We start from the raw sequence: 25105 nt of genomic DNA, 5'->3' as shown, positions 1-25105 counted from the left end.
ATATCCGCCAAGGCCCGTATCAGTCGATACGGGGCCGTCAAACTATCCAGCGGCAACCGGAGCGGGCATGCCCAACAAACGACCGACCTGTTGCAAGTCGGTTTCCCGACGCATCGCGGTGAACAGCTCCACGGCCTCGGGATAATTGCGTGTCAGCATGGCCAGCCACTGCTTTAAACGACCCGGCGCCTGCTTTTCGGTCAACTGCGCCACCGATTGGCGCCAGAACTCGTGGAGCATCGGCTGCATTTCTGCCCAGGTCATTTCCACCACCTCTTCACCCGCCTTCGCCGCCACAATCTGCCGCGCCAGGTCAGGACGTGCCACCAGGCCACGGCCGAGCATGATGTCGTCGGCCCCGCTGATTTCGCGGCAACGCTTCCAGTCTTCGACGCTCCAGATATCGCCATTGGCGAACACCGGCACCTTGACCACGTCCTGCACGCGCGGGATCCACTCCCAGTGAGCGGGCGGTTTGTAACCATCTGCCTTGGTCCGTGCATGCACCACAATATGTGCCGCACCGCCTTCAGCCAGGGCCGTGGCGCACACCAGCGCACCGTCCGGGCTGTCGAAACCGAGGCGCATCTTGGCGGTGACCGGAATATGCGCGGGCACTGCTCGGCGTACATGCTCGACAATCTGGTTAAGCAGCTCCGGCTCCTTGAGCAAGACCGCACCGCCACGGGATTTGTTGACGGTCTTGGCCGGGCAACCGAAGTTCAGGTCGATCACCTGCGAACCCAGCTCACAGGCCAACGCCGCGTTTTCCGCCAGGCAGACCGGGTCGGAACCCAGTAACTGCACGCGCAACGGCACACCCGCTGCGGTATGGGCACCGTGCAGCAGTTCCGGAGCGAGCTTGTGGAAATAGGCCGGAGTGAGCAGGCGGTCGTTGACGCGAATAAATTCGGTCACGCACCAGTCAATACCGCCCACGCGGGTCAACACGTCCCGCAGGATGTTGTCGACCAACCCCTCCATGGGCGCCAAAGCAATTTGCATGGAAAACACTCAACAAAAATCGTGGCGCAGTTTACTGGGTTTCCCAGCGTAACCGTTAACCCCCTGTCAGGGCGGGACCATAGCCGTCGAGAAATTCAGCCGGCATGCGCTTGGGCTTGCCGCTGGACAGCTCGATGCAGACAAAGGTGGTTTGCGCCCGCAGCAAGGTCGCGCCGTCGCGGGGGCGAACCAGTTGGAAGCGGCGGGTCATTTTCAGGCGTTGGTCCCAGTCAACAATCCAGGTAGCCAGTTGCAACTCGTCGCCCTCATAGCCTGCCGCCAGGTAGTCGATCTCATGGCGCACCACGGCCATGGCGCGGTCCAGGCGGCGGTACTCGGTGAGGTCCAGCCCCAAGCGCTGGGAATGGCGCCAGGCGCAGCGCTCCAGCCAGGACACGTACACCGCGTTATTGGCGTGCCCCAGGCCGTCGATGTCTTCAGCGGCGACCTGCAGATCAATGATAAACGGCGTTGCCAAATCCCAGCCCATGCCTTGCTCCAGTCGATTAATGTCGGCGGGAGCAGTGTATCAGGCGGTTTGCCGCGCCTGTAAACGGCGGCCGGCCAGGAGCGTCAGTACAGCGTCGATCACCCGCGGGTCGGCCAGCACTTTCTGGTGGCCGCCTTGCTCCAGGCGTAGTAGACGGCTGTCGAACCAGGCGTCATGAATGGCTTGAGAGGCTTTGACCGGAACAAAGGTGTCGTCTTCGGCGTGCACGATCAGCCCCGAAATGTTCATCTGGTAGTGAGCGACATCCAAGTGCTTGAGCGGCATGCCGAAGGTCAATTCGACTTCGCGGATAAACGCGGCGCGCGCACGCGCCGGCAACCCCACCCTACCGGCAAAACCACGTAGCACATCGAGGAAACGCGACGGCGCCGCAATGCTGACCAACGCCTCGGTACGCAACCCCAACTGAACCGCCAGCATCGCACTGGCGCCGCCCATGGAATGCCCCACCACTGCATGCAGCGGCGGCAACTCAGCGGCGGCTTCGAGCATGGCGCGAGCAAACAGCAGCACATGCGCTTCACGCCCAGGCGAACGGCCATGGGCCGGCCCATCCAGGGCAACCACCGAATAACCGTTATCCACAAGCGCGGTGATCAGGCTGGCGAACTGCGTGGGGCGCCCTTCCCAACCGTGCATCAGCAACACCGCGGGCCCTTGCCCCCAGCGCAACGCCGACAGACCGAAACGCAAGGTCATGCGCTCCGATTGCGCCAGCAGCGGCAACTCCCAATCACGCGGCGGCAGGTTGCGAGGCGTCATGAAAGCGCGGCGCAACTTACTCGCCACCGTGCGCGGCGCCAAGCGACCGACAGTGCCATTGAAACCACGAATCCAGGTTAATGCGCCCACCGTGCGATTCCTCTTTTTAACGCACCGCCGACTTGGCAGCGCGTAAGACGCGGTCCGACAATTCGCCCGGGCCAAGGGCCCGCGCCAACGCCAGGCCGCCGATCATCAGGGCCATATCCGCCAGGGCTTTGTCGGTGTCTTCCGGGCTGGCAGCCAACTGGGCGGCCATCAACTCCGTATGCTCGTTGAGCGCCAGGCGAAACTCATCCGGCAGGCGGCTCATCTCGCCTACTGTTGCCGGGATCGGGCAGGCCTGGTCCGTCGAGTCGCGGTGTTTGCGCGACAGATAGAATGCTGCCACCAGGCCTCTACGCTCCTCGCCGGTCAGTCGTGCGTCCATATCGTCAATGGAGGCACGGCGCCGGGCCAGCAACTGCGTGAAGGCTTCCAGCATCAGCGCATCCTTGCTTTCAAAGTGCGCGTAGAACCCCCCGACCGTGAGCCCGGCCGCCCCCATGACTTCACCGACACTCGGCTCGGCCGGGCCGCGCTGGATCAACGCCGCGCTGGCAGCCTGCAAAATGCGTTCGCGGGTTTGCGCTTTTTTATCGCTCATCGTTGCCTCCGTCGCTCATGGGTTAAATATTATTACCATAATAATATTTCGCAAGCCACCCGCGTGACCGCTGGTCCGAGCAGGACAGATGAAAACAATGGAATAAAGCACCTGCCGCAGCCGTTCGCGATGCAGCGAGCCGAGGCCAGCTCGCTGGAAGCCTTGCGCGCCAATGACTGGGTATTCGATGCGGGGTATTGGGGGGCGTAAAAACCCAAACGCCAGACAAACAAAAGGGCCATTCAATAATTGAATGACCCTTAAAAATCCCGCAGAGCGGGTAATCGTGGCGTCCCCTAGGGGACTCGAACCCCTGTTACCGCCGTGAAAGGGCGGTGTCCTAGGCCACTAGACGAAGGGGACACAAACCTTCTATACAACGTGATCAGGCTGAGTCTGATCAGTTCAAGGACGGTGTGGCCGGAACCTTGAACGTGTAAATTGGTGGAGCTAAACGGGATCGAACCGTTGACCTCTTGCATGCCATGCAAGCGCTCTCCCAGCTGAGCTATAGCCCCGGATTTTTCGCCTCGCGGCGCAGCAGACCTTGCGAGCTGCTTGTTGAAACTGGCGTCCCCTAGGGGACTCGAACCCCTGTTACCGCCGTGAAAGGGCGGTGTCCTAGGCCACTAGACGAAGGGGACAAAACCTTCTGTACAACCTGATCAAGCTAGGCCTGATCAATTCAAGGACGGTGTGGCCAGACCTTGAACCTGTAAATTGGTGGAGCTAAACGGGATCGAACCGTTGACCTCTTGCATGCCATGCAAGCGCTCTCCCAGCTGAGCTATAGCCCCTCATCGGTGAGGACGGGGCGAATCTTAATGGCGGTTTGGAAGTGTGTCAAATTTATTTTCAACAATTTCCAAAATTTTTTGCCGGGATAACAATCACTTACCGCCCAAACCCCGGAAAACCGGGGTTTGACCGTTACAACCCGTTGCTTAGCCGATAGCGCCCAGCAACTTTTCCCACTCTTTGTTTTCTTTCTTCGACACACCCCCAAGCAAATCAAGGGCTTGGCGCAGACGGAAACGCGTGAGGTCCGGACCGAGAATTTCCATCGCATCGAGTACCGATACCGAACTGGCCTGCCCGGTAATGGCGGCAAACATCAGCGGCATGGCATCGCGCAACTTCAGCTCGAGGGACTCGACCACGGCCTGGATCGTCGCGGTGATCGCCTCTTTTTCCCACTGACGCAGGCTTTCGAGCTTCCACAGGATCAACTGCATCAACTGGCGAACCTGGTCACCCGAGAGCTTTTTGGATTCAAAAAGCTTGGCATCCGGGTTCACGCCACCGGCAAAGAAGAAACTGGCCAACGGTGCGACCTGGCTGAACGTCTCCACCCTGCCCTGCACCAGCGGTGCGATCTTCATCATGTACTCGGGATTCAATGCCCACTGCTGCACGCGACTGGCGAACTCTTCCACCGGCAGGTCACGCAGCCACTGGCCATTGAGCCACGACAGCTTCTCGATATCGAAGATCGGCCCGCCCAGCGAGACGCGGGACAGGTCGAAGTTATCGACCATTTCCTGCAGCGAGAACTTCTCGCGCTCGTCCGGCATCGACCAGCCCATGCGGCCCAGGTAGTTGAGCATCGCCTCGGGCATGAAGCCCATGCGCTCGTAGAACGTCACCGACGTCGGGTTCTTGCGCTTGGACAGCTTGCTCTTGTCCGGGTTACGCAGCAGCGGCATGTAGCACAACTGCGGTTGTTCCCAGCCAAAGTATTCGTAGAGCAGAATCAGTTTAGGCGCCGACGGCAGCCATTCTTCGCCGCGCAGCACGTGGGTGATGCCCATCAGGTGGTCGTCGACCACGTTGGCGAGGAAGTACGTCGGCAGGCCGTCGGTCTTCATCAGCACCTGCATGTCCATGCGGTCCCACGGAATCTCGACGTCACCGCGCAGCATGTCCGGCACCACGCACACACCTTCGCTCGGTACTTTCATGCGGATAACGTGAGGCTCGCCGGCAGCCAGGCGCTGGGCCACTTCTTCTTTCGAGAGCAGCAGCGCGCGGCCGTCGTAGCGCGGGGTTTCGCCACGGGCCTGTTGCTCGGCGCGCATCTGGTCCAGCTCTTCGGCGGTGCAGAAGCACGGGAAGGCATGGCCCATGTCGACCAATTGCTGGGTGTACTGCTTGTAGATCTCGCTGCGCTCGCTTTGGCGATACGGGCCGTGCGGGCCACCGACGTCCGGGCCTTCCGCCCAGGTAATGCCCAACCAGCGCAGGGCATCGAAAATCTGCTGTTCCGACTCACGGGTCGAACGCACTTGATCGGTGTCTTCGATCCGCAGGATGAATTCACCGCCGTGCTGCTTGGCAAAGCAGTAGTTGAACAGGGCGATGTAAGCAGTACCGACGTGGGGATCCCCAGTAGGCGATGGCGCAATGCGCGTGCGGACGGTGGTCATGGCAGGTCTCGAATGGGCGATAAAACTGAAAATTCAAACAAGGGGGGAATGGTAACAGCCTGGGGTGGTTGGGCTCCAGCGTGGGTGATTCTGGTGGACCGCGGTGCCGCCATCGCAGGCAAGCCAGCTCCCACACTTGAATGCATTCACCTATCAAAATGTGGGAGCTGGCTTGCCTGCGATGAGGCCACCACTGTCACCGCAAAATCAAACAGCCAACAACCGCTCCCGCAACTTGCCGATCTCATCCCGCGTCTGCGCGGCCGCTTCGAACTCAAGATCCCGCGCCAGCTGGTACATCTTCTCTTCCAACTGCCGGATACGCTTGGTGATCTCACTCGGCGAGCGCAGTTCGTTTTCGTACTTGGCGCTTTCTTCGGCAGCCTTGGCCATACCCTTGCGCTTCTTGCTGCGCGAACCGGGCACGGTGGCGCCTTCCATGATGTCGGCGACGTCCTTGAACACGCCTCTCGGGATGATGCCATTCTCCAGGTTGAAGGCAATCTGCTTGTCACGGCGGCGCTCGGTCTCGCCAATTGCCCGCTCCATGGAGCCGGTGATGCGATCCGCGTAGAGGATCGCCCGGCCATTGAGGTTGCGCGCCGCACGGCCGATGGTCTGGATCAACGAGCGCTCGGAACGCAGGAAGCCTTCCTTGTCGGCATCGAGGATTGCCACCAGCGACACTTCCGGCATGTCCAGGCCTTCACGCAGCAGGTTGATCCCCACCAGCACGTCAAAGGTGCCCAGGCGCAGGTCGCGGATAATCTCGACGCGCTCCACGGTGTCGATGTCCGAGTGCAAATAGCGCACGCGCACGCCGTGGTCGGCCAGGTAGTCGGTCAAGTCTTCGGACATGCGCTTGGTCAGCGTGGTGACCAGCACCCGCTCTTCCAGGGCCACGCGTTTGGTGATCTCCGAGAGCAAGTCATCGACCTGGGTCAGCGCCGGGCGGATCTCGATTTGCGGGTCCACCAGGCCGGTCGGGCGCACCAGTTGCTCAATCACGCGCCCCGCATGCTCGGCTTCGTAGTTACCCGGCGTGGCCGAGACAAAGATCGTCTGCGGGCTGATGCTTTCAAACTCGTCAAAACGCATCGGCCGGTTATCCAGCGCCGAAGGCAGGCGGAAGCCATATTCCACCAAGGTTTCCTTACGCGAACGGTCACCTTTGTACATCGCCCCCACCTGCGGCACGCTGACGTGGGACTCGTCGATCACCAGCAAGGCGTCGTCCGGCAGGTAATCAAACAGGGTCGGCGGCGCCTGCCCGGATTCGCGCCCCGAGAGGTAGCGCGAGTAGTTTTCGATGCCGTTGCAGTAACCCAGCTCGAGGATCATCTCCAGGTCAAACCGAGTGCGCTGCTCCAGGCGCTGGGCTTCCACCAGCTTGTTGTTGGCACGCAGGTATTCCAGGCGCTCGGCCAACTCGACCTTGATACCCTCGATGGCGCCCATCAGGGTTTCGCGCGGGGTCACATAGTGGCTTTTCGGGTAGAAGGTGAAGCGCGGCAGCTTGCGGATCACCTCGCCAGTCAACGGGTCGAAGGCCGACAGGCTCTCCACTTCATCGTCGAACAGCTCAATGCGGATCGCTTCCAGGTCGGACTCCGCCGGGTAGATGTCGATCACATCACCGCGTACGCGGAAGGTGGCGCGGGCAAAGTCCATGTCGTTGCGGGTGTATTGCAAGCTCGTCAGGCGCCGCAGCAGCTCGCGCTGGTCGAGTTTGTCGCCCCGATCAACGTGCAACACCATCTTCAAATAAGCTTCCGGGCTGCCCAGGCCGTAGATGCACGACACCGTGGTGACGATGATCGCGTCCTTGCGCTCCAGCAGCGCCTTGGTCGCCGACAGCCGCATCTGCTCGATGTGGTCGTTGATCGACGCATCCTTCTCGATAAAGGTATCGGAGGACGGCACATACGCTTCGGGCTGGTAGTAGTCGTAGTAGGAAACGAAGTATTCCACTGCGTTGTTCGGGAAAAACGCCTTGAACTCGCCGTAGAGCTGCGCGGCCAGGGTCTTGTTCGGCGCCAGCACCAAGGTGGGCCGATTGGTCTGCGCAATCACGTTGGCGATGCTGAAGGTCTTGCCTGAACCGGTCACCCCGAGCAGCGTCTGGTGCGCCAGGCCGGCTTCGATGCCTTCAACCATCAGGCGAATGGCTTCGGGTTGGTCGCCGGCGGGTTCAAAACGGGTGACGAGCTGGAAATCCGACATAACGTACCTCGTGAAGTCACCCCAGACTCAATACCGCCAGGGACGAAATAGCTCAGCAACCCGCGAATAGTCATCGCAGGTTGCAGGAAAAAACCATGATAGCTGTAGAAGTGGTGGCGAATGTGACGGGTTTCAAGGCAATCGTCCTACCTGCCGTCGCTGGCCAATGTTGCAATAAGACTAACGGTCGGCAAATAAACCAAAAAACATGGCCGAAAAGCCGTTTCGGTTGTCGCCCTCAGCCGGGATGGCCTCTATACTAGCTCCCCGTTTGTGCACCGCTCTAGTGCATTCGGCTGGAGCGCGACACGTCCCTCCATTCCCCCATAGAGCTGCCGCAAAAATGAGCCTGTTCTCCGCTGTCGAAATGGCACCACGCGATCCAATCCTGGGCCTCAACGAAGCATTCAACGCCGACACCCGAACCACCAAGGTCAACCTTGGCGTGGGCGTTTATTGCAACGAGGAGGGGAAGATTCCACTCTTGCGTGCCGTTGCCGAAGCGGAAGCCGTTCGCGTGGCGCAACACGCCGCCCGTGGCTACTTGCCGATCGACGGCATCGTGGCGTACGACCAGGCCGTGCAAAAGCTGCTGTTCGGCGCTGAATCGCCGCTGCTGAGCGCCGGCCGTGTCATCACCGCACAAGCGGTCGGCGGCACCGGCGCGCTGAAAATCGGTGCCGACTTCCTCAAGCAACTGCTGCCCAACGCCGTCGTCGCCATCAGTGACCCGAGCTGGGAAAACCACCAGGCGCTGTTCGAAAAAGCCGGCTTCCCGGTGCAAACCTATCGCTACTACGACGCCGCCACCCACGACGTGAACCGTGCCGGTCTGCTCGAAGACCTCAACGCCCTGCCGCCGCAGTCCATCGTGGTGCTGCACGCCTGCTGCCACAACCCGACCGGCGTCGACCTGAGCCCGGCCGACTGGCAAAACGTGCTGGACGTGGTCAAGGCCAAGAACCTGGTGCCGTTCCTCGACATGGCCTACCAGGGCTTCGGCGACGGCATCCACGAAGACGCCGCGGCGGTGCGCCTGTTCGCTGAATCGGGCCTGACCTTCTTTGTGTCCAGCTCGTTCTCCAAGTCGTTCTCGCTGTACGGCGAGCGCGTGGGCGCGCTGTCGATCGTCAGCGAATCCAAGGAAGAAAGCGCGCGCATCCTGTCCCAGGTCAAGCGTGTGATCCGCACCAACTACTCCAACCCGCCAACCCACGGCGCGGCGATCGTTGCGGCAGTGCTGAACAACCCTGAGCTGCGCGCCCAGTGGGAAGCCGAACTGGCTGAAATGCGCCTGCGCATCCGTGGCATGCGTGAGCAGATGGTCGCTGAACTGGCCAAGGCAGCGCCAGGCCACGACTTTAGCTTCGTCGGCCGCCAGCGCGGGATGTTCTCCTACTCCGGCCTGACGGTTGAGCAAGTCACCCGTTTGCGCACCGAGTTTGGTATCTACGCGCTGGACACTGGCCGCATCTGCGTAGCAGCGCTGAACCAGTCCAACATTGGTGCGGTAACAAAGGCGATTGTTCAGGTTCTATAAACCTGACGGTGCTGAACGAAGGGAAGCCGCGGCTTCCCTTTTTTAATGCCTGTCGCAAAACACCCCGCTCCCCTAGACTGAACGTCGACTGCCCCTTTGCTGTGAGAGCCTTATGAGAAACGACGACCTGGACCTGCGCGCCGACCGCGACGAATTGCATGACTACACGCCCCGCGCCCCGCAAGCCAAGCGCCAGAAAAGCCTGGTACTGCAAGTGGCCCTTGGCGTGTTCCTCGGTGGACTGGCCTTGTGGCTGGTGCAGTTGGGTGCGACGGCGATCATGGCCAAACTGGCGATGGGCACCTTCCAGTTCGGTGGCTAACAAAGATCACCTGTGGGAACTGGCTAGCCTGCGATTGCGTCAGGCCTGCCGATACCTCTATCACTGATACCCCGTTATCGCAGGCAAGCCAGCTCCCACACTGGATCTACTTCGCTTGCAGAGCGCGCTCTTCCAACAACTTCACAAAACTGTTCAAACTCTGCGACACCGTGCCCCGGCGCCAGATCAGCCAGGTATGCAGAATGCGGAACGCGTCGCTCAACGGCCACACACTCACCGCCGTAAACCCTGGCATGCTCTCCAACATGCTGCGCGGCATCAGCGCCAGGCCGGCGCCGGCGCTGACGCAGGCGAGCATGCCGTGGTAGGACTCCATCTCGAAAATCTTGCCCGGCACCGCGCCATCCTGTGAGAACCAACGTTCGAAGTGATGGCGATACGAGCAGTTCGAGCGAAAGGTGTAGATGCTCTCCCCCGCCACATCCTGCCCGCGGGTGATCGGCGCGTGATGCAGCGGCGCAATCACCACCATTTCTTCTTCAAACACCGCCACGCCCTCCAGCGTGGCATGCAGCACCGGGCCGTCGACAAACGCCGCCGCCAGGCGCCCCGACAACACGCCCTCGATCATCGTGCCCGACGGTCCGGTGCTCAGGTCCAGCTCGACCTTGGTGTGCTTCTGGTTATACGCCGCGAGCAACGCCGGGATACGCACGGCGGCCGTGCTCTCCAGCGAGCCGAGGGCAAACGCGCCCTGAGGCTCCTCGCCCGCCACCGTCGCGCGGGCTTCTTGCACCAGGTCGAGAATACGCCGCGTGTAGCCGAGGAAATTCCACCCGGCCGGTGACAGACGCAGGCGGCTTTTCTCGCGGATAAACAGCTCCACGCCCAAGTCCTGCTCCAGTTGCTTGATACGCGTGGTCAGGTTCGACGGCACGCGATGGATCAACTGCGCGGCGGCGCTGATGCTGCCTTGCTCGGCAACGGCCTTGAAGATTTCCAGCTGCACCAGATCCAAATCATTCTCCAATCGTGAACGTATTGCTTAATATTATTCAGTTTCCATAAAACATGCATCCCCGTAGGCTGAACCCATTCCACTCATTCAGCCGGACGGTGCCATGAACGCGATTACTCAGCAGACTCACGCCTTGTCGATCAACCCCGCCAACGGCGAAACGGTCGGCAGCTACCCTTACGAAACCGAGGCGCAGCTGGACGCTGCTCTCAACCGCGCCACCGGCGCCTTCCGCACCTGGCGCTGCCAGCCAGTCAGCCAACGCGCCGAACGGCTGCTGGCGCTGGCCAGTGCCCTGCGTGACCAAGCCGAAGACATGGCGCAGATGATCACCCTGGAAATGGGCAAACCCATCGCCCAGGCCCGCGCCGAAATCGAAAAATGCGCACAACTCAGCGAATGGTATGCCGCCCACGGCGCGGCCATGCTCGCACCGGAGCCAACGCTGGTAGACAACGGCAGTGCCCAGATCGAATACCGCCCGCTGGGCCCGATCCTCGCGGTGATGCCGTGGAACTTCCCGGTCTGGCAGGTGCTGCGCGGCGCCGTGCCGACGATGCTCGCCGGCAACACCTACGTGCTCAAACACGCGCCAAACGTGATGGGCAGCGCCTACCTGATGAAAGCGGCGTTCCAAAAAGCCGGTTTCGCGGATGGTCTGTTCGAAGTGATCAACGTGACCCAGGACGGCGTCTCCACCGCCATCGCCGACCCACGCATCGCCGCCGTCACGCTCACCGGCAGCGTACGCGCCGGCATGGCCATCGGCTCCCAGGCCGGTGCCGCGCTGAAAAAATGCGTGCTGGAACTGGGCGGCTCCGACCCGTTTATCGTGCTCAACGACGCCGACCTCGACGCCGCCGTCCAGGCCGCCGTGATCGGGCGCTTCCAGAATAGCGGCCAAGTCTGCGCCGCCGCCAAGCGCCTGATCATCGAAGACGGCGTGGTAGAAGCGTTCACCGCTAAATTCCTCGAAGCCAGCCGCGCACTGGTCATGGGCGACCCCACATTGACCAGCACCTACGTCGGCCCGATGGCGCGCTTCGATCTGCGCGACGAGCTGCACGGCCAAGTCCAGGCCACCTTGGACGAAGGCGCGACCCTGCTACTGGGCGGCCACAAAGTACCCGGCGCCGGCAACTACTATGCGCCCACCGTACTGGCCAACGTCACCGATCAGATGACCTCGTTCAAACAGGAACTATTCGGCCCGGTGGCCTCGATCATCACCGCCCGCGATGCCGACCACGCCGTGGCCCTGGCCAACGACAGCGAGTTCGGCCTGACGGCGAGCATCTTCACCACCGACTCAACCAAGGCACGCGACATCGCCAACCAACTGGAAACCGGCGGGATCTTCGTCAACGCCTTCAGCGTCTCGGACCCTCGGGTAGCCTTTGGCGGCATCAAGAAAAGTGGGTTTGGGCGGGAGTTGTCGCACTTTGGCGTGCGCGAATTCTGCAATGCGCAGACGGTGTGGCTGGATCGCAAATAAGCCTCTTAGGCAGGCCGTTATATTGGGGGCAAGCAAACGACCTGTGGCGAGCGGGCTTGCCCTAATGCCGTTCAGTTAAGCGAACGCAATGCTAAAAGCAGCGAAGATCAAATGTGGGATCTGCGCTTAACAAAACGGCATTGGGGCAAGCCTGCTCTCCACAACAGGCCCGCTCACCGCAGCGACTGTGGCGAGCCGGCAGGTCAGTGAGACAAGGGCAATGTCACCACAAACTCGCTGCCACGGCCCTTGCCTTCGCTTTTGGCGGTGACCTTGCCGCCATGCGCTTCAACCAGCTCGCGAACCACCGTCAACCCGATCCCCAACCCCGAACCGTTGAAACCAATGGCGTGCTCGTCCTGCACGTAAGGGTCAAAGATGAGCGGCAGCGCCTTGGCCGATACGCCGATGCCATTGTCACAAATGCTGATCCTCAACTCGTCCACCACGCTGACCGACAGCACGATCCGGCCGCCCACCGGCGTGTACTTGGCCGCGTTGGCCAGCAGGTTATGCAGGATTTGCGCAAGGCGCCCAGGGTCGCCAATGAACATCAAGCTGCCGTCAGGCAGATGCGCATCGAATTGCTGCTGTTTCGCCCGCATCACCGGGCCGCACGCATCAATCGCGCTTCTGAGGATCTGCAGCATGTCGACATCACTTCGCTCGATACGCAGCTTGCCCGTGCTCACGCGGGATACGTCCAGCAAGTCGTCAACCAACTGTGAAATATGCTGCACCTGCCCCTCGATCAGCTCACGCATGCGCGGCAACTGGTCGCTCGGCAGGCGCACCATGCGCTCGGCGATCATGCTGATCGGCGTCAATGGGTTGCGCAGCTCATGCGCCACCATCGCCAGGATACTTTTCTGCTGGCCCAGCGCACGCTCGGCTGTCGCCTGCAGGTCTTGCGCGCTGAGCGCCGCGATGACTAACTGCGCGTTCGCCTCGCGAAGTTCCTGGTACAAACGTTGCTCCTCCAGGGGCGGCGGCTTTGCAGCGTCGGATTGCGCCAGGAGGATCGCCAGTACCAATTGCTGATTGGCCTCGATCACCTGCTCGACGTGCTGGGTATCCACCAGACGGCTGCTGGCATCAGTCAGTTGCTGCTGCAGAGCGGCGAGCACGGCACGCGCCTCAACGGTTTTTTGGCCGAGCAGGAACAGTTCGTGAGCGGCACTGGTCAGCTCACGTTCATTCTTGCCGCCGCTTTCACTCATGAGTCGGGCTCACACATGTTTGTCTCCTGCTGAAATCTGTTTGGTCGGCCGCCCGCCCAGCAACCCCTCCTGCTCAGGCAGCATGTCGCGAATCTGCAGGCCGTGATCGTCGATGTGGTACTGGCGTAGCTGATCGGAGTGCGCACTGGCGCGCACCTTGACCACCGCCATGATGCGCAACAAACGGCTCTCGACTTCGATATACCGCTGCACGATGATCGCGTCGGTCAGGAACGCCGTGCCGTAGGGGCTGAAACGCAGGTCGGTGTAGCGGTCTTCCAACTCGGAGGTCATCAAGACGCTGACCCCGGCAGCCGTCAGTGCGGTGACCATGCGTGACAACGATTCGCGAAAGTCCGCGCGAAAGGTTGGCGCCAACGCCAGCTCAAAGCCCGACAGCGAGTCAATCACCACGCGGGTGGCGTTCAAACGACTGATTTCGCCCAGCAGCAATTGCACGATTTCATCGATGGACAGGTCCGGCGAGCGGCTGTCCACCAGGCCAATCTTGCCGTGCTTGATCAACTCAGCCAATTGCGGGTTTTGCGAATGGTTGGGGCGTTGCTCGAACACCGCAATCACGCCGGTTTCACCGTTGCGTGCGCCTTCGGCCAGGAAGGTCGCCGCCAAAATGCTTTTGCCCGAGCCCGAAGGCCCGGCCACCAGCAGCGAATAGCCGCGAGGCAAGCCGCCACCGAGCATCTCATCGAGGGCCGGCACGCCCATTTTCAGACGCGTGATCGGGAACGTCGACGGCGCGTCAACCGAACGATTGATGGCGGCCGGTGGGAACACCCTGATCCCCGAGGTGGCGATACGGAAGGTGTGCAGGCCCGGCAACGTCGGCTGGCCGCGCATCTTCATGATCTCCATCTTGCGCACCATCGAGTTGCGCTCGACGCTTTGGCGCAGCCAGATCAGGCCGTCGGCCACGGTAAAGATCGGGTTGGAGTCGGTTTCGGTGAAATATTCGCCGATCAGGAAAGTCGTCGCCTGCCACGTGGTCATCAACATACCCAGTTGCTGGACGAACTGCGGCAGGTTGTTATTCGGGTTGTGCTGGGTCTGGCTGGCCAGCACCACGGAGCGGAATGAATCGACAAACACCAGCGACGGCGAATGTGCCTCGACCTCGCTGACAATTCGCCGCAACACTTCGTCCAGATCGCCGGCCAGGGTGTGGTCGGCCAAATTGATATAGCGAATCGACTGGTTAATCGCTTCGTTATCGAAAAAATCGAATTGCTGCTGATAGCGCAGCATCTTCAGCGGCGGCTCACCGAGCACGGTAAAGAACAGCGCCGGGCGCTCCGGCGTGGCCAGGGCAAACATCATCTGGTGCGCCAGGGTGGTTTTGCCACAGCCTGGCGGGCCTGCAATCAGGTTGAACGAAAACTCCGGCAGGCCTCCGCCCAGGACCTCGTCCAGTCCTGGCACACCCGTGGCCAGACGGTTGATAGTCACTTTGGTGCTCATGGCGAAATTTCCTGCGCAGAGGTGTCGCTCGAAGAAGGCTGCCACACGTCAACCAGCAGACGTGCAGTGAGTGAGGGCCCGATCAGCGTAGTCAGAAGTTCGTAGAGGGTTGTCAACAACACCTCACCGAAGAACAACGCGTCGGTTTCGTTCTGCTCGACGAGTACGGATTTGAGAGCAATCAGATCCATCGCAGCCGGCACACTGTCATAGGTGCCGGCCAGGCGTGGGTGGGTCGAGACGCACAGGTGGAAGCTGCGGCGGTACAGCGCAACAACGCCCTGCTGGCCAATAATGGGCGTCAATGCTGCGCCCATATCCTGCAAAATCGACACAATCGCCTCGGCGATGCTTGCAGTGTCAGCGTGCGGACCAACACGGTGCGCCAGAGAAGCTACGATCCGGCGGCTCTCTTCGCTATGCGTGGGCATGTCTGACTAATATCTGATGAACAGAAACTGATGTTACACCCTATATCGGCAGATAGAGACCCCATCGGCAGCGGCCGGCCAATTGCGCGCGGATCAGGCTCCCGCTGCCCGCCACGATCGACTACCATACCGCGCCGGTTCCCAAATGGGACTAATAGGGAATTCGACGCGCGGCACATCGCGCCAATCGAAACTGCCCCCGCAACTGTAGGTGCCGAGCCTGCTCCACATCGCCACTGGGCATTGCCCGGGAAGGCCGGAGCGTGGCGACGACGCACCAGTCAGGAGACCTGCCGGCCCAGTAACTCACTAACCGGCGGGGTGTCCGGGAAGGACGTCCTCGCCTGCCTGAACCGCAGCCTTCGAGGGGGTGTTTCCGAACCGTACCGCTCCAGTTCCACGTACGGTCCATACGGAGATTGCCCCATGCTGCCACGCGTCACCGCCCTGCTCACCGGCTTGGGCTTCTGCGCCCTGGCCCACGCGGCCCCCACTCATTACCCGCTGACGGTGCAGAACTGCGGTAGCACGCTGACCTTCGCGCAGGCACCTGCGCGCAGTGTGACCATCGGCCAGGCGGCCACGGAAATGCTCTACGCGCTGGGCGTGGCCGACACGGTGGTCGGCACCTCGCTGTGGTTCAACAGCGTATTGCCCACGTTCAAGGCGCAGAACGACACCATCGAGCGCCTGGCCGATAACGAGCCAAGCTTCGAGGCCGTGATCGCCAAGCGCCCGCAACTGGTGGCCGCCGAGCTGGAATGGGTGGTCGGCCCGCAGGGCGTGGTTGGCACCCGCGAGCAATTCCACGAGCTGAAGATTCCGACCTACCTGCTGCCCTCCGACTGCGAAGGCAAGGACAACCTGGTGGGTGCCGACGGCACGCGGCTGGAGCCGTTCCGCATCGACACAATTTACAAAAGCATCCGCCAACTGGCCGAGATCTTCGATGTGCAGGATCGCGGCCAGCAACTGAACGACGAGCTCAAGGCGCGCCTGGCCAACTCCGTCGCCACCGCGCAGAGCAAAGGCCTCAAGCAGGCCAGTGCGCTGGTCTGGTTCTCCAGCGCCGAGATGGCCAGCGACCCGTACGTCGCCGGCCACAAAGGTGTCCCCGAGTTCATGCTGGAAACCCTGGGCCTGCACAACGTCGTGCAGTCCGATGAAGAGTGGCCCGCCGTCGGCTGGGAAACCCTCGCCAAGGCCAACCCGACCTTCCTCGTGATCGCCCGCATGGACCGCCGCCGCTACCCCGCCGACGACCATGAAAAGAAACTCGCCTTCCTGCGCAGCGACCCGGTAACCCGCAACATGGACGCGGTGAAACACAACCGCATCATCGTCCTCGACGCCCTGGCCTTGCAGGCCAGCATCCGCACGTTCGATGGCCTGGAACAACTGGCCCACGCCATCGACGGCTACGACCTGCCCAAATGATACGCACCCTGCTCGCCCTCGCCCTGTTACTGCTCGCCGTGCTCGCCGGTGTGGCCATCGGCGAAACCGCCATCTCGCCGCAGGTCGTGCTCCAGGTGCTCGCCAACAAACTGTGGGCGGCGGGTTACGTGCTGGACCCGATCGACGAAGGGGTGGTGTGGAACTACCGCCTGACCCGCGCCCTGGTCGCCGCGGCGTGCGGGGCCGGGCTGGCTACGTGCGGGGTGATTTTGCAGTCGTTGCTGCGTAACCCGTTGGCTGACCCGTACCTGCTGGGCATCAGCGCCGGCGCGTCCACCGGCGCGGTATTGGTAGCCCTGATCGGCGTGGGCGGCGGGCTGATTTCGCTGTCGGCGGGAGCATTTGTCGGGGCCATGGCGGCCTTTGCACTGGTGATCCTGCTGGCACGGGCCAGCGGCTCGTCCAGCGGCACAGGGCAGATCATCCTCGCAGGCATCGCAGGCTCGCAGCTGTTCAACGCCCTCACCGCGTTCCTGATTACCAAATCCGCCAGTTCCGAGCAGGCGCGCGGCATTCTGTTCTGGCTGCTGGGCAACCTCAGCGGTGTGCGCTGGCCATCGGTGTGGCTGGTGGTGCCGGTGGCAGTCGCAGGCCTGGCGGTGTGCCTGTGGCACCGTCGCGCGCTGGATGCGTTTACCTTTGGCACGGACTCCGCAGCGTCCCTGGGCATCCCGGTGCGGCGCGTGCAGTTTGTGCTGGTGGGCTGTGCCGCGCTGGTCACAGCGGTGATGGTGTCGATTGTCGGCTCTATCGGCTTTGTCGGGCTGGTGATTCCCCACGCCGTGCGCCTGCTGGTCGGCACCGGGCATTCGCGGTTGCTGCCGGCCAGCGCCTTGGGCGGCGCGCTGTTTTTGATTGCGGCAGATGTGCTGTCGCGCACGCTGATCAAGGGGCAGGTGATTCCGGTTGGCGTGGTGACCGCTTTGGTCGGCGCCCCGGTGTTTGCGCTGATTTTGATCGGCCGGAGGAATGCGCGATGAGCGTGCTCAGTTGCACCGGCCTGGGCTTCAAGGTGCGCGAGGCCGAGTTGCTGCGCGATATTCATCTTGAGGTTCAGTTGGGCGAAACCTTAGGCATCGTCGGCCCGAACGGCTCCGGCAAATCCACCCTGCTCAAACTGCTCGCCGGTTTGCGTGTGCCCGCCAGCGGCGAAGTGCGCTTGAGCGGCCAACGCTTGAGCGGCCTGTCCCGCCGCGCCATCGCACAGCAGTTGGCCGTGGTGGAGCAACAAGCCGACACCGACGACGCGATCCGCGTGTTCGATGCCGTGGCGCTGGGCCGCACACCGTGGCTGTCGGCATTGAGCCCGTGGTCCGCGGAAGACCACGCCATCGTCAACCAGGCCTTGCATGACGTCGACGCCACCCACCTGAGCACGCGCGCCTGGCGCAGCCTCTCCGGTGGTGAACGCCAACGCGTGCACATCGCCCGCGCCCTGGCGCAACGGCCGCAGATTCTGTTGCTGGACGAGCCGACCAATCACCTGGATATCCAGCATCAGTTGGCGATTTTAAAGGGCGTGCAGGCGCTGCCGGTAACCACGCTGATTGCGTTGCACGACCTCAATCAGGCGCTGACGTGTGATCGTTTGGCGGTGCTGGATCGCGGGCAGTTGGTCGCGCTGGGCAAGCCGCTGGAGGTGCTCACGCCGCAGCGCTTGCAGGACACGTTTGGCGTGCAGGCGCATTACCTGACGGACCCGTTTGATGGCGAGCAGATTCTGCGGCTGCGCTCAAACTGACAGGCGACTCACCGCTAAAAAGGGGGAAGCTGGCTTGCCTGCTCCCACGTCAGGTCGGCGGCGTTAGAGGTGCCGCTGCATATGCGTCGTCCGCCACACCGGGTCCGCCTCGACATCCACCACCTCAAACCCCTGGCGCACCCAAAAATCAATCGCCCCCGGCAGAAACGGATGGGTATGCAGGTAAACCACCTCCACACCTTCCGCCCGAGCCTTCGCCTCCAGTACGCGGTACAACTCGCCTGCCAGACCAGAACGGCGAAACGCTGGAAGTACGAACAGGCGCACCACTTCCACCGTTTTAAGGCCTTGGTAATTCAGCTGGGGGAAACGGCCGTCGTAGGGCAAGTAGCCGATGGCGGCGACGATTTGGCCTTCAGCGCGGGCGATCAGGAACTGGCCGTCGCCATGAAGGTAGACCGCGTCAAATCGCGCCAGATCGTCCGGCATGCCGGTTGCGCTGAGCGTGGGGAAAAGCTCGGCGCGGGCCTCCAGGACGAAGGCCAGTACTGCTGGAACATCGGCGCCGGTGACGAACTGAAGGATGGGACTCTCGTTCATATGACCTTGATCTGGCGGATGCCTACCACCTCTGCCTGTTCCAAAATCTCCTCGGGGGCTGCGTCCGCAGTGGGCATGATCAACCCGTTTTCTGCATCGCCAAAATGCAACGCCAGCAAGTGCATTGCCGCTTCATGCAGGGGCAACTCGGACTGTTTCAATTCAAACACATGGGTGCGGGGCTCGTCGTTGAACAGGTAGTTCAGGGTGTATTCGCGCATGGTGGGGTCCTGTGACGGGAGAGGAGTGACTGTTTATCCTGACCAAGCGATCAGGTTTTAAGTTCCTACTGCTGCCAATCGCTGGGTTATCCAAGCCTTGGTGTGCATCAGCACATGGCCCGCCATCGCCACCGGAAAATGAATAAACCCATGGGCAGATTCCGCTAACAGGTGCGCTTCAACCTGCGTCTGCGCGCCCCACCGCTCGGCGATCAACAGCGTGTCATCCTTGAGCGGGTCCAATTCCCCGACAAACATCAATGCCGGCGGCAACCCGCTAAAATCGCCATACAACGGTGACAACGGTGGCTGTCGGCGCTCTTCATCACTCAGCCCCGGCGTGAGCATGCGCAACGCCTCGACCATACCCGGACCATCCAGCAACAACGTGTCCGGCCCGGCTGCGCGCACGCTGGGCGTGCCAGTCAAGTCATAAACCCCGTAATACAACACCGCCCCGCTCACGCGCTTGAGCAGATCCGGCCATTGCTTGAGCGCCAGCAACGTCGCCACTGCCAGGTGCCCACCGGCGGATTCACCCACCACAAACACCGGCAAGTCGGCAAACTCCGGGCAGTCGCCCAACAGCCAGCGCGCGGCCGCCAGGCAGTCCTCCATCAGCCCTTCAACCGGCGTGTCGACCGCCAGCCGATAGTCCACCGACACCACCGCCACATCACAGGCCCGCACCATGCCCAGGTTCAGGTCGTCATCCATCTGTGCATTGCCGATCACCCAGCCGCCGCCGTGGATATCCAGCACCACGGCCTTGGCCTTGCCCTCGGGCCGCAGGATGCGCACGGGTACGCCAGCCACGCGCCGAGTTTCAGCCGCAGGTGCCTTTTTGACCCGTTGACTGGCCACCAGCAGCGCCTGGATCAGGCGCGGGGTAATGCGGTTGCGGATTTTGAAGCGCGGCAGCCAGGCGAGCTTTTTATTGAAACGGCGCATCTCGGCCAGCTCTGGCGCGCTGGCAGGCCACAGTGAATGAGCCATCAGCGGTTATTACGCAAAATCGAGAAATTCAATGCCGCCGCCACACTCAACCACGCCAGGTAGGGGAACAGGATCAACCCGGTGATCAAGTCCAGACGCAACGCCATCACCACCAGCGCCGCCACCACCAGCCACAACAGCACGATCACCACCATCCCGGCGAAAAGCTGATGCGCACCAAAAAACACTGGCGTCCACAGCGTGTTCAAGGCGATCTGCGCCGCCCACAGGCCCAAGGCCAATTGGCTGCCGGGGATCAGGGTGAGGCGATAGCCCGCCCAGGCGAGCAGCAAATAGATGACCGTCCAGGCCACCGGAAACAGCCAGTTGGGCGGTGTGAAGCCGGGCTTGACGAGGGACTCGTACCACTGACCGGGTTTGAAAATAATGCCTGTGCTGGCGGCGGCGCCGCAGGCAATCAGGAAAATAAGGAAGATCATGGTCTGTCCTTAGCTTAAATCAGCTGTGAGGGGTGAGAGGGCCTTTTTCCATGCCCCTTAAATGACTCAAACGCGCGCGTATAAATTCAATCCAGCGGAGCAATTTTCGCCAACAACCGCCTCTTCTTCGCGTCATCGAAATCCGCTAGGGTGCCTCTACACTTTAGCCCGTTTTGCCTTCATCGAGACCCTGCGCCTTGGCCACTGCCTCCGCTGATCACCGCGCCAGCCCCTGGTCGGTATTCCTGATCTTCCTGCGCCTGGGGCTCACCTCCTTCGGCGGCCCGGTGGCGCACCTGGGTTACTTTCGCGACGAGTTCGTCACCCGGCGGCGCTGGCTGAGTGAGCGCAGCTACGCCGACCTGGTGGCGCTGTGCCAATTCCTGCCCGGCCCGGCCAGCAGCCAGGTGGGCATTGCCCTCGGGCTATCGCGCGCGGGCTACGGCGGCGCGCTGGCGGCGTGGCTCGGGTTTACCTTGCCGTCGGCCCTGCTGCTGATTCTGTTCGCGCTGGGCCTTGCGCAACACAGCAGCGCCATCCCGCCCGGCGTGCTGCACGGCCTTAAAGTGGTGGCCGTCGCCGTGGTCGCCCAGGCCGTGTGGGGCATGGCGCGCAACCTGTGCACCGATGCTCCGCGCATCACCCTGATGCTGATCGCCGCCTGCGTGGCCCTGCTGCAAACCTCGGCCTGGGGCCAGGTCGGCGTGATCGGCGCCGCAGCGGTGGCGGGCCTGTTGTGGCTCAATACTCCGCCGTCCGCGCCCCATGACGCCCTGCCCATCACGCTAAGCCGCCGCGCGGGGACGATGTGGTTGGCGTTGTTCCTGCTGTTGCTGGCGGGCTTGCCGCTACTGGCCGAGCTGGCGCCCAGCCAAGGCATGGCGTTGATCGACGCGTTCTACCGCACCGGTTCGTTGGTGTTTGGCGGCGGCCACGTGGTGCTGCCCCTGCTGCAAGCCGAGGTCGTGCCGACTCACTGGGTGAGCAACGATGTGTTCCTCGCCGGCTACGGCGCCGCCCAAGCCATGCCCGGCCCGTTGTTCACCTTCACGGCGTTCCTCGGCGCGTCCATGCAGTTGGCCCCGACGGGCTGGCTCGGCGGCCTGCTGTGCCTGCTGGCGATCTTCGCACCGTCGTTTTTACTGGTGATGGGCGCACTGCCCTTCTGGGAAACCCTGCGCCGCAGCCCCCGCACCCAGGCCGCGTTGGCGGGCGTGAACGCGGCGGTGGTCGGCCTGTTGCTGGCCGCGTTGTACCAACCGGTGTGGACCAGCGCGATCTTCAACGCGCGGGATTTCGGCCTGGCACTGGTCGCACTGGTGGCGTTGATGGTGTGGAAGTTGCCGCCGTGGCTGGTGGTGATCGGCAGTGGCGGGCTGGGGTGGCTATTGAGCGTTACGCTGGGATAGGGCCAGGCGCGACGATTTTGAGCCACGGCCAGCGCGCCTGATAACTGAGCGCCTTTTGCGCAAACAACTCGGGCTCGCGGTGCTGCGGATTAATCCGCAGTACGCCCTGCTCCACATCCGCCAGCCCATACGGCGCGTACACCTCGCCCGTTGCAATCTCCAGCCCGATGCACGTGCCCGCCACCAAGTAGCGATCCACGCCTTGTCTGGCCGTGTGCAATTGCGGATACGGCCGGCCAAAGCGCTCGCCATACCAGAGGTGAACCCGCGCCTGGTTCTTGACCTCGACGTTGACACCCAAGTCCTGAAACAGCCGCTCGGCCGCGCGTATGACCCTGTCCTCTGCTTCGTAGGACAGGTCCGTATCGAAGTAAAAAACGTCGTAGTCCTTCACGTCTTGAGCGACCGGACGGTTGGATTGATGGTTCCACACCGCCTGGAACAGGCAGCCCGCGGTCAGCATGCACTGATCCACACCGAGGTCAGGCAGGCGCGCGGTAATTTCGGCGTTGATCGGGTTGGCCATGGCGATTTCGAGCAGGGTTTTGACGGTCAATGTCATGTTGAATCCTTAAGAAGCGGGCCGGTTGCAGAGGCCGACTTTACAACAGCGCGGAGTCTGATTGATGAATCGCAGCGTAGGCAAACGCTCTGGTGTGCGCAACGAAACGTCGCCGCCTTGCTCCATTGCCTACGCTTACGTCAGAATCCGCCGGCTTGTGCGCTGGGGTGGCCGTCTCTAAGGTTGCTCGGTCGCTGAATTGTTCAGTGATCGGGTTTAGTAGCCCAAGGTTTAACCTAACAAGTGCATAAGCTTCATCTATCAGACGTTCCTGTCTGTGCTTGATGGTGGCTGTGCGTAGGGCACCCTTGGGTGCGCCGGTTTTGTTAGGTTCCACCGGTCTACTAACCTGCGTACAGCTACCGCCTTTTCGTTTAGTAGCGATGGGGTTGTGGCCCAAGCAAGGAACTTAACAATGGTTAACGTCAAACCGGATTCAACCGCTCTCTTCACCGTCGTTCCCGACGCCAGCACCGAAACCCTCATCACCAACAGCTACGAAACCTTCACCTGCGTCAGCACGCTATTGCTCGACCTGTCCGAAGACCTGTGCGGCAAACACCGCGACATCGCGCTGGCCATCCACCAACTGAGCGAACTGGGCGTGCTGCTCACGGCCAAATTGCTCGACCGCGAAGCGCCCTGCCCTGGCTGATGGTTAGCCCTTCACCTCACCCGCCGAATTGGCGAGTGATGGCCGTGTGAGCGGCAGCGCCGCCGATGGCGCTGCCTTCAATTAGCGCCCGGGTAGTGATCCACGTACTGAATGGTGAAGTCGGGGTAGTGATCGACAATCTGGATTTTGTAGTCCGGGTAGTGATCGACGGTTTTCCATTTGCCCGCTGAGTCCGGGTAATGATCGACCTTCTGCACCTTGAGGTCGGGGTAGTGATCGACAACCTGAACCTTGTAGTCGGGGTAGCTATCGACGAACTGGATATTGCCGTAAATCTTCGACACATCAACACTCGTACCCGCCGAAGCGCAGAAGGTACAGGTCAGCAACACTGACGCCAGAGCAACTTTAAACATGACAGCCTCATCCTGAGAAATCAAAGGCGCCATTCTAACGACCCTCGCGCAAAAAATCGCACAGAGAAACGCGCTGCCTGGCGAATGATCAGCCCTTCAACTCACCCGCCCGATTACTCGCCGCATCGTCATAAGCCACATACAGCGACTCGGCGATTTGGCTTTTGATGGCTTTGGCAGATTCCAGCCCCAACACAAAACCTTCAGCCTTGCCGCCAGCGCGGTTGAGTTCTTCATGGGTGGAGGCGCCGGTGATAGCGTCAAGCAGCTTGGCGGCGTGAGGGCCTACGCCTTTGGGGAGGGAGATTTGGTCGATGGACATTGCGATACCTTTAAGAAGAGTGGTCGGTAGCGCGTGGAATCACTGCCGGGGGTGGCATGGTAGACCGGTTGGCAAAGAAAGGGGGGCTTTCGGCCAAAAGCAGATAATCATAAGGCGTCAGACTTCAACCCAAGGCAGACCTCAGTGCTAGTGGCAGATATTAAAACAGTTCCTATAGACCACGAGTAAGCCCGGGAGCGTTAGGAGAGTGATTGCTGTACACATATCAAACAGAAATCCCTAATAAATGCTGAAAAGCGATCACACAGCATGCAACTTGAGCTTGACCAGAGATAGCCTAGGCCACACGAACGCCACGCACGGATGCAACCGACACATGAAATATCTAGGATTTTAGACAGATCACATTACATATAAAAACCGTAAACACTCATCTAATCAATTACGAGCACGCGCAACATTCAATCACTACCTCTCAATAGGATTTAGAAGCAATCTGCCCTGCAAGCCCTTTTTCACCTTGCACATAATAAATAAAGCCGACCAGAAACCGCTGCCTAACCTTATACTTTGAACCTCCAATATCCTGAAAAGTTATTGTAGCTGTAAGTGGTGGAAAATCCTCCTTAGCAAGACTCCCTTTCATTTGCAAAGAATTTATGACGTACGATAACCAAAGCGTGGAATACGCATGGGGAATTCCAATTAAAATCGGCTGATCACTGATAGATGCAGGCAACGCAAAATCGATTTTTTGTTCTTTCTGGCTGACCCACATTGAAGTCATAGATCTAGCACTATCCTCTGCAGTAGAAAGAACATCATCTTTGATAAAATATTTGTCCATCTTAATGCCAGCAGTAGCCAACGAGTTGACTTTTGCTACCGCAACGTCGATAGGGAACGACCATCGCACTGTTAAATCTTTAGCCGGCCCAAGTCCAATATTATAAGCTTTCACGGAAAGTCTTGCATGGAGCATGCCGTCACTTGAGTTAGAGTTGTTTTCACTCGCTATATTAAAATTAGTTTTTGAGAATATAATCTCAGGCTTATATGAGGATTTCCTTTGTATCCAAATCTGAAAGACAGTGAGGAAGGTTGCAAGTGCAGACACCCCCGCAGCAACGCTCGCAGAGGTTGCTATAAACTGATCCAAGCTCAAATTTAACATAGGTTTTTAGACTCGCAATAGTAAAAATTTATGCACATATAAAATGAAAACCAAGAAACCTATAAACTTATTCCTCTATAGTTTCCGAGCAGAGAAGGGTAGCAAATTAGGTGCCTAAAAGAGTACCGCTATCATGGATCGACAACCGGAGCTTTATACTGGTGGCTAATCGCACCGACTCAAGTCATCACT

Annotated in this window: 26 protein-coding genes, 4 tRNA genes and 1 riboswitch; of the genes, 8 read left to right on the top strand and 22 right to left on the bottom strand. The window is 60.8% G+C overall.

Annotation, left to right across the window (positions count from 1 at the left end; translation table 11 throughout):
* Positions 1-42: 42 nt before the first annotated feature.
* The 10 genes from ACLBW8_RS03185 to uvrB form a co-directional block, all read right to left on the bottom strand.
* On the bottom strand, positions 43-1005 hold the full coding sequence (locus ACLBW8_RS03185) for a tRNA dihydrouridine synthase (RefSeq protein ID WP_447804555.1): 963 nt from the start codon (positions 1003-1005) through the stop codon (positions 43-45).
* Between the two features lie 55 nt (positions 1006-1060).
* On the bottom strand, positions 1061-1495 hold the full coding sequence (locus ACLBW8_RS03180; protein ID WP_016970944.1) for an acyl-CoA thioesterase: 435 nt from the start codon (positions 1493-1495) through the stop codon (positions 1061-1063).
* 39 nt (positions 1496-1534) lie between these two features.
* On the bottom strand, positions 1535-2368 hold the full coding sequence (locus ACLBW8_RS03175) for an alpha/beta hydrolase (RefSeq protein WP_447804554.1): 834 nt from the start codon (positions 2366-2368) through the stop codon (positions 1535-1537).
* Positions 2369-2384: 16 nt separating this feature from the next.
* A complete protein-coding gene (locus tag ACLBW8_RS03170) occupies positions 2385-2924 on the bottom strand; it encodes a TetR/AcrR family transcriptional regulator (protein ID WP_447804553.1) in 540 nt (179 codons plus the stop codon).
* Positions 2925-3211: 287 nt separating this feature from the next.
* Positions 3212-3287: transfer RNA gene (locus tag ACLBW8_RS03165), tRNA-Glu, on the bottom strand.
* 79 nt (positions 3288-3366) lie between these two features.
* A tRNA-Ala gene (locus ACLBW8_RS03160) sits at positions 3367-3442 on the bottom strand.
* A gap of 50 nt (positions 3443-3492) precedes the next feature.
* Positions 3493-3568 (bottom strand) — tRNA-Glu (locus ACLBW8_RS03155).
* Positions 3569-3645: 77 nt separating this feature from the next.
* Positions 3646-3721 (bottom strand) — tRNA-Ala (locus ACLBW8_RS03150).
* 147 nt (positions 3722-3868) lie between these two features.
* Positions 3869-5350, bottom strand: coding sequence for a glutamate--tRNA ligase (gltX, locus tag ACLBW8_RS03145; protein WP_064453260.1), 1482 nt, complete (start codon positions 5348-5350; stop codon positions 3869-3871).
* A 207-nt stretch (positions 5351-5557) separates the two neighbouring features.
* Positions 5558-7573: an excinuclease ABC subunit UvrB gene (uvrB, locus tag ACLBW8_RS03140; RefSeq protein WP_064453261.1), complete on the bottom strand. Its 2016-nt coding sequence runs from the start codon at positions 7571-7573 to the stop codon at positions 5558-5560.
* Between the two features lie 343 nt (positions 7574-7916).
* On the opposite strand from uvrB, the gene ACLBW8_RS03135 reads away from it, so the two are divergent.
* Positions 7917-9113, top strand: coding sequence for an amino acid aminotransferase (locus tag ACLBW8_RS03135; protein ID WP_128587392.1), 1197 nt, complete (start codon positions 7917-7919; stop codon positions 9111-9113).
* Between the two features lie 112 nt (positions 9114-9225).
* Positions 9226-9435 carry a hypothetical protein gene (locus ACLBW8_RS03130; protein WP_016970937.1) on the top strand — a complete coding sequence of 70 codons (210 nt, stop codon included), beginning with the start codon at positions 9226-9228 and terminating at the stop codon, positions 9433-9435.
* A 106-nt stretch (positions 9436-9541) separates the two neighbouring features.
* On the opposite strand, the gene ptrR is transcribed toward ACLBW8_RS03130, so the two are convergent.
* Positions 9542-10414, bottom strand: coding sequence for a putrescine utilization regulator PtrR (gene ptrR / locus ACLBW8_RS03125; protein ID WP_064453263.1), 873 nt, complete (start codon positions 10412-10414; stop codon positions 9542-9544).
* A 103-nt stretch (positions 10415-10517) separates the two neighbouring features.
* Between ptrR and ACLBW8_RS03120 the strand changes: the two genes are divergently transcribed.
* Complete coding sequence (locus ACLBW8_RS03120) at positions 10518-11909, top strand: aldehyde dehydrogenase family protein (RefSeq protein WP_447804552.1); 1392 nt, start codon at positions 10518-10520, stop codon at positions 11907-11909.
* A 203-nt stretch (positions 11910-12112) separates the two neighbouring features.
* On the opposite strand, the gene ACLBW8_RS03115 is transcribed toward ACLBW8_RS03120, so the two are convergent.
* From ACLBW8_RS03115 to ACLBW8_RS03105, 3 genes are read right to left on the bottom strand one after another with little or no spacing between them, the layout of a single operon-like run.
* Positions 12113-13129 (bottom strand): sensor histidine kinase, encoded by a 1017-nt coding sequence (locus ACLBW8_RS03115; RefSeq protein ID WP_447804551.1) that lies wholly within the window; start codon positions 13127-13129, stop codon positions 12113-12115.
* 9 nt (positions 13130-13138) lie between these two features.
* Positions 13139-14605 carry an RAD55 family ATPase gene (locus ACLBW8_RS03110; protein ID WP_447804550.1) on the bottom strand — a complete coding sequence of 489 codons (1467 nt, stop codon included), beginning with the start codon at positions 14603-14605 and terminating at the stop codon, positions 13139-13141.
* Entirely contained in the window at positions 14602-15036 is a 435-nt protein-coding gene (locus ACLBW8_RS03105; RefSeq protein WP_259746347.1) for a hypothetical protein, read from the bottom strand. The genes ACLBW8_RS03110 and ACLBW8_RS03105 overlap by 4 nt, the downstream gene beginning before the upstream one ends.
* Positions 15037-15154: 118 nt before the next feature.
* Positions 15155-15348: riboswitch (cobalamin riboswitch) on the top strand.
* Positions 15349-15462: 114 nt separating this feature from the next.
* On the opposite strand from ACLBW8_RS03105, the gene ACLBW8_RS03100 reads away from it, so the two are divergent.
* The 3 genes from ACLBW8_RS03100 to ACLBW8_RS03090 are packed head-to-tail and all read left to right on the top strand — an operon-like array spanning position 15463 to position 18235.
* Positions 15463-16473, top strand: a complete 1011-nt coding sequence (locus ACLBW8_RS03100; protein ID WP_221295258.1) for an ABC transporter substrate-binding protein — start codon at positions 15463-15465, stop codon at positions 16471-16473.
* Positions 16470-17474 (top strand): FecCD family ABC transporter permease, encoded by a 1005-nt coding sequence (locus ACLBW8_RS03095; RefSeq protein WP_221295259.1) that lies wholly within the window; start codon positions 16470-16472, stop codon positions 17472-17474. The genes ACLBW8_RS03100 and ACLBW8_RS03095 overlap by 4 nt, the downstream gene beginning before the upstream one ends.
* The gene (locus tag ACLBW8_RS03090; RefSeq protein WP_447804549.1) at positions 17471-18235 is read left to right on the top strand and encodes an ABC transporter ATP-binding protein; all 765 of its coding nucleotides are present in this window, start codon (positions 17471-17473) and stop codon (positions 18233-18235) included. Before ACLBW8_RS03095 ends, ACLBW8_RS03090 begins: the two co-directional genes overlap by 4 nt.
* A 63-nt stretch (positions 18236-18298) precedes the next feature.
* On the opposite strand, the gene ACLBW8_RS03085 is transcribed toward ACLBW8_RS03090, so the two are convergent.
* The 4 genes from ACLBW8_RS03085 to tspO are packed head-to-tail and all read right to left on the bottom strand — an operon-like array spanning position 18299 to position 20453.
* Positions 18299-18796: a GNAT family N-acetyltransferase gene (locus ACLBW8_RS03085; protein ID WP_447804548.1), complete on the bottom strand. Its 498-nt coding sequence runs from the start codon at positions 18794-18796 to the stop codon at positions 18299-18301.
* Complete coding sequence (locus ACLBW8_RS03080; RefSeq protein ID WP_447804547.1) at positions 18793-19017, bottom strand: hypothetical protein; 225 nt, start codon at positions 19015-19017, stop codon at positions 18793-18795. The genes ACLBW8_RS03085 and ACLBW8_RS03080 overlap by 4 nt, the downstream gene beginning before the upstream one ends.
* 57 nt (positions 19018-19074) lie before the next feature.
* The gene (locus tag ACLBW8_RS03075) at positions 19075-20013 is read right to left on the bottom strand and encodes an alpha/beta hydrolase (RefSeq protein WP_447804546.1); all 939 of its coding nucleotides are present in this window, start codon (positions 20011-20013) and stop codon (positions 19075-19077) included.
* Positions 20013-20453, bottom strand: a complete 441-nt coding sequence (gene tspO / locus ACLBW8_RS03070; protein ID WP_064453274.1) for a tryptophan-rich sensory protein TspO — start codon at positions 20451-20453, stop codon at positions 20013-20015. Before tspO ends, ACLBW8_RS03075 begins: the two co-directional genes overlap by 1 nt.
* 197 nt (positions 20454-20650) lie before the next feature.
* On the opposite strand from tspO, the gene chrA reads away from it, so the two are divergent.
* Positions 20651-21862, top strand: a complete 1212-nt coding sequence (gene chrA, locus ACLBW8_RS03065; protein WP_447804545.1) for a chromate efflux transporter — start codon at positions 20651-20653, stop codon at positions 21860-21862.
* On the opposite strand, the gene ACLBW8_RS03060 is transcribed toward chrA, so the two are convergent.
* Complete coding sequence (locus ACLBW8_RS03060; protein WP_064453276.1) at positions 21849-22424, bottom strand: nucleotidyltransferase family protein; 576 nt, start codon at positions 22422-22424, stop codon at positions 21849-21851. The genes chrA and ACLBW8_RS03060 overlap by 14 nt on opposite strands.
* Before the next feature lie 415 nt (positions 22425-22839).
* Here ACLBW8_RS03060 and ACLBW8_RS03055 point away from each other — a divergent pair, with 415 nt between their 5' ends.
* On the top strand, positions 22840-23079 hold the full coding sequence (locus ACLBW8_RS03055) for a DUF6124 family protein (RefSeq protein WP_447804544.1): 240 nt from the start codon (positions 22840-22842) through the stop codon (positions 23077-23079).
* A 77-nt stretch (positions 23080-23156) separates the two neighbouring features.
* Here the strand turns inward: ACLBW8_RS03055 and ACLBW8_RS03050 are convergent, their stop codons facing one another.
* The 3 genes from ACLBW8_RS03050 to ACLBW8_RS03040 all read right to left on the bottom strand — a co-directional run bounded on the left by ACLBW8_RS03050 (position 23157) and on the right by ACLBW8_RS03040 (position 24913).
* Positions 23157-23456: a hypothetical protein gene (locus tag ACLBW8_RS03050; protein WP_053257115.1), complete on the bottom strand. Its 300-nt coding sequence runs from the start codon at positions 23454-23456 to the stop codon at positions 23157-23159.
* 88 nt (positions 23457-23544) lie between these two features.
* Positions 23545-23778, bottom strand: coding sequence for a hypothetical protein (locus ACLBW8_RS03045; protein WP_221295263.1), 234 nt, complete (start codon positions 23776-23778; stop codon positions 23545-23547).
* Positions 23779-24214: 436 nt separating this feature from the next.
* Entirely contained in the window at positions 24215-24913 is a 699-nt protein-coding gene (locus ACLBW8_RS03040) for a hypothetical protein (protein ID WP_447804543.1), read from the bottom strand.
* Positions 24914-25105 lie beyond the last annotated feature (192 nt).

This window comes from Pseudomonas sp. M5A4_2d (genome assembly GCF_053345295.1).
The sequence above is the reverse complement of the archived record's forward strand: the minus strand, read 5'-3'. Positions and strand labels throughout refer to the sequence as shown.